This is a genomic window from Rudaea sp. (assembly GCF_036383415.1).
Taxonomy (GTDB): Bacteria; Pseudomonadota; Gammaproteobacteria; order Xanthomonadales; family Rhodanobacteraceae; genus Rudaea.
This window is the reverse complement of sequence record NZ_DASVOK010000498.1, coordinates 1-3,719: the sequence shown is the minus strand read 5'-3', so window position 1 is coordinate 3,719 and position 3,719 is coordinate 1. Positions and strand designations below refer to the sequence as shown.

General features: G+C 67.4%; 2 protein-coding genes. Both read right to left on the bottom strand.

What is annotated here, in order from left to right; translation table 11 throughout:
• Positions 1-672: AAA family ATPase (locus VF497_RS18080; protein ID WP_330891384.1), on the bottom strand; the 672-nt coding region annotated here is incomplete at its 3' end.
• Positions 669-3,719 (bottom strand): UvrD-helicase domain-containing protein (locus tag VF497_RS18075; RefSeq protein WP_330891382.1); only part of this gene is annotated, 3,051 nt, incomplete at its 5' end. The genes VF497_RS18075 and VF497_RS18080, both read right to left, overlap by 4 nt.

Genomic DNA, 3,719 nt, shown 5'->3' with positions numbered 1-3,719 from the left:
CAGACGCGCCGCGGCCTTGCCGGTCGGTGCGGCGAGCGCGATGCGCGGTGCACGTTCACCCGCGGCGAGCGCCTGTTCGATCAGGATCGCGAGCAGGCGCAGCACGGTCGAGGTCTTGCCGGCTCCCGGGCCGCCCGAGATGAGCACAAAGCGCGAACGCAAGGCGAGCCGCACCGCCGCGACCTGGTCGGGATCGCGCTGCGCGGTGAAGTAGCGATCGAGCGCGGCTTCGACGCTCGCAGCATCGATTGCCGGCGGCGTGGTTTGCACACGTGTGCCGATCGCCGCGGCGACCGCTCGCTCGTAGCAATGGTAGCGGCGCAGGTACAAACGATCCTCTGCATCGAGCACCAACGCGGTACCTGCCGCACCGTCGCCTGAAACCAGGTCACAATCGAGCAGCGCACGACGCAGTTCGTCGATCGCCGGCAAGCCGCGAACGAGAAGCGACGCGGCATTCGCATCGTCAGCCGCGCGCGCGGTGGCGAAGGCCCGCAGTTCGGACAGCGGCACGCAGCTGTGACCTTCGGCGAGCGCGGCGCTCGCGAACGCGGCGGCGAGGCCGATCATTTCGCCGTTGGCTTTTGCTTTCGCCGCAAGCAAGCGGCCGAGTGCCGCGTCCACCGGCTGCACGATGCCCTGGGCTTCGAGGCGGGTGAGCAGATCGCTCATACCGCTTCCTCGTGTTTCGGCGCCAGAATCGCATCGAGTTCGGCGATCAATTCCGACGGCGGCAAGTCCTCGTGCACTCCGTTGCGGCCGCTGCCGTCGAGCCCGCGCACGAACAGGTACAGCGCGCCGCCGACATCGCGCGCATAGTCGTAGCCGGGCACTCGCGCCTTGAGCCAGCGGTGCAACGCGACGAGGTAGATCAGGTATTGCAGGTCGTATTCCGCGTCGCGCACTGCGCTCGCCAACGCCTCGGGAGAGTACGGATTGCTTCCGCCATCGTTCGCGAACAGCAGATTCGTCTTGTAGTCGATCACCCACCAGCGCGCATCGTGCAGCACGACGAGATCGAGCACGCCGGTCATCAGGCCGCGCAGACGCTGGCTGTCGAAACGTGTACGGCCCGGCAGGTAGCCGTGCGCGTGCATCGCGTCGAGCCAGCGCGCGGCATCGGCATCGCCGATCGCGAAGTGGAACGGCAGTTCGGCGCGCTTCGTGCGCGGGGCGAGGTCGGCCAGGCGCGCGCCGAACGCCAGCGGTTCGTTGAGCGTCGCCGCAACGAGGCGCGTGATCGTCGCTTCGGCCGCGCTCTCGCGCGCCAGCGCGTGACGCGCGAGCACGCGGGCAACCAATTCGCGCTGGGTCGATGGCGGCGCGAGCTCGGTCCAATCGCGCCACTCGGCGAAGTCGGCGCGTTCGAGGATTTCGTGGAACGCGGTGCCGAAGCGCGGGCCACGCAGCGCAAAGGGAATGTCGAGGTAAGCGATCGTTGAAGACACCGGCGCTGCCTCGTCATTCGCGCCGCCGCGTTCCTGCGCCTGCGCATCTTCGCGCGTACCGGCGCTCAGGCGCGAAAAGCTGTAGCTGCCGCGCAACGCGGGCAGCGGGCGCGTTGCGACGCGCGCCGCGCCGGGAACGGCCGACATCTCCTCGCTCCAACGCTGTTCGCTGCGCTCGGGCAGCGGCGAGGATTGGATCGTGCCGCCGGAGGTATCGACAAGCATGCGCAAGCGCCGCATCAGCAGGGTTTCCGCCGTCTTGCCCGCCTCGACCTGCAGGAGATTGAGCAGCGCCGGCCAAGCCGACCCGCCGCCGAAGATGCCAATGCCGACGAAGCTCGCATAGCGCGCGCGCGTCAGTGCAACATAGAGCACGCGCAGGCGCTCGGCCTGTTCCTCTGTCTTTTCCGCATCGAGCGCGGCTTGCGCATCGGGATGTTCCGCGGCGGCATCGTCGGCAATCCAGTAGTGGCGCGCATTGCCGTCCGCGTCGTGATGGCGCACCAACTGTGGCTTGCTGTTGCGCGCACCGGGTCTGAGCGCAGCGAACGGCAGAAACACGAACGGATACTCGAGCCCCTTGGCGACATGCACGGTCCGAATCTGCACGCGCGCGGCGTCGGATTCCATGCGCAGCTGTTCGTCTTCGCTGTCGTCGTCGGCGCGCAAGATTCGTTGCGCGAGCCAGTCAGCCAGGCCGCGTTGACCCAGACTTTGTGCGCTCGCGCCCTGCAACAAGTCGGCGAGGTGCAAGTAGTTCGTCATGCGCCGCTCGCCATCGATCAGACGCAGCACGCCGGGAGCGCAGTGCTCGAACGCCTGCTCGAGCATCGCGAGCACGCCGTGACGCTGCCAGGTTTCGCGCAAGTTCGCGAATTCGCTCAGCCGGCGTGGCCAGTTCAGACGTTCGGCGTCGGCGAAGTCTTCCAGCGTGCGGCCAAACAGCACCGTGGTCAGCGCCGCGCGCAAGCGGCGCTCGTCGAATTCGATCAGTGCATCGAGCAGGAGCTGCAGCTCGGCGGCCTCGTTGCTCGCGAATACGCTGCGTCGGGTAACAGCCACGCTCGGCAGATACAGTGCGGACAGCGCGGTCTGCATCGCATAGGCCTCATCGTTTGTGTGGACCAGCACGGCGACGTCTTGCGCTGCGATCGCGCGCGGTGCGCGCGCCGTTTCATCGACGATCGTCGCCTTGCCGGCGCGTGCGCGCAACAGCAAATCGAGTATCGCCGCGGCGCAGCCGTCGGCGAGGCTGGCCATCGCCTCGGGCTTGCTTGAAATGCCCTCGGCCGTGAAGAACGTCAACGGCGCGATCGGTTCGCCCTCGACCAGGACTTCGCCGTCGGCGACATTGCCGCCAGCTGTCACCTTTTCGAACTCGATGCGCGCATCGGCGAATGCGGCCTCGGCGGAAAAAGCATACAAATGCTCGAGCGCGCGCAGGTACGCAGGTGAGGAGCGGAAGTTGCGCTTGAGTGTCGCCGTCCCCGCCGCATGCTTGCGTGCCGAGAGGTACGCATCGACATCGCCGCCGCGAAAACGGTAGATCGATTGTTTCGGATCGCCGATCAGTATCAGCGTGCCGCTTTGTCCCCAAATCTTGCCGAAGATCGCAAACTGCGCGGCGTCGGTGTCCTGACACTCGTCGATGAGCGCGACCGGAAACTGCGCGCGCAACGCGGCGGCGAATGCGGCGCCGGCGCGCTCGTCGCACACGGCGCGGCGCAACGCATCGACGAGATCGTCGTAGGAATGGCGCCGCGCCGCCTGTTTGATCCCGGTGAGCTGCCTGCGTGCGCGTTCTACGCTGGCGTGCAGCAGATGCAGGCCGAAATCGCGGCGCGCGTCCTGCGCGGCGCGCACCAAATCGCGCGTCTGCGCAACGGCGTCGAAGAACGCCTGGCGTTTCAGCACTGGCTTGTTCCTGTTGTGCTTGGCCTCGATCGCCGCGCTCGTGTAACGCTCGAGCAGTTCGACATCGGGTGTGCCGCCCGTCTCGATGCAGCGCGTGAAAATTTCGCGCGCCTCGCGCACCTTTTCGATGCGGTACGAGCCCTTGTTAATGTAGCCCGCTTCGATATGCGCGAGCAGGCGTTCGAATGCCTCTGCGCCCTGCGCCCGCCACGCGCGTGCCAGCGTGGCGCTTGCCGAATCGTGCGCGGCGCGCATTTCGGCGCGCGCCTGCGGCGCGCTACGCCGGGGCTGCGGCAACACCGCTGTCGTTGCGGCAAGGAGTTCCGGCAGCATTCTGGCAAAGCGCGCGGGCGTGCC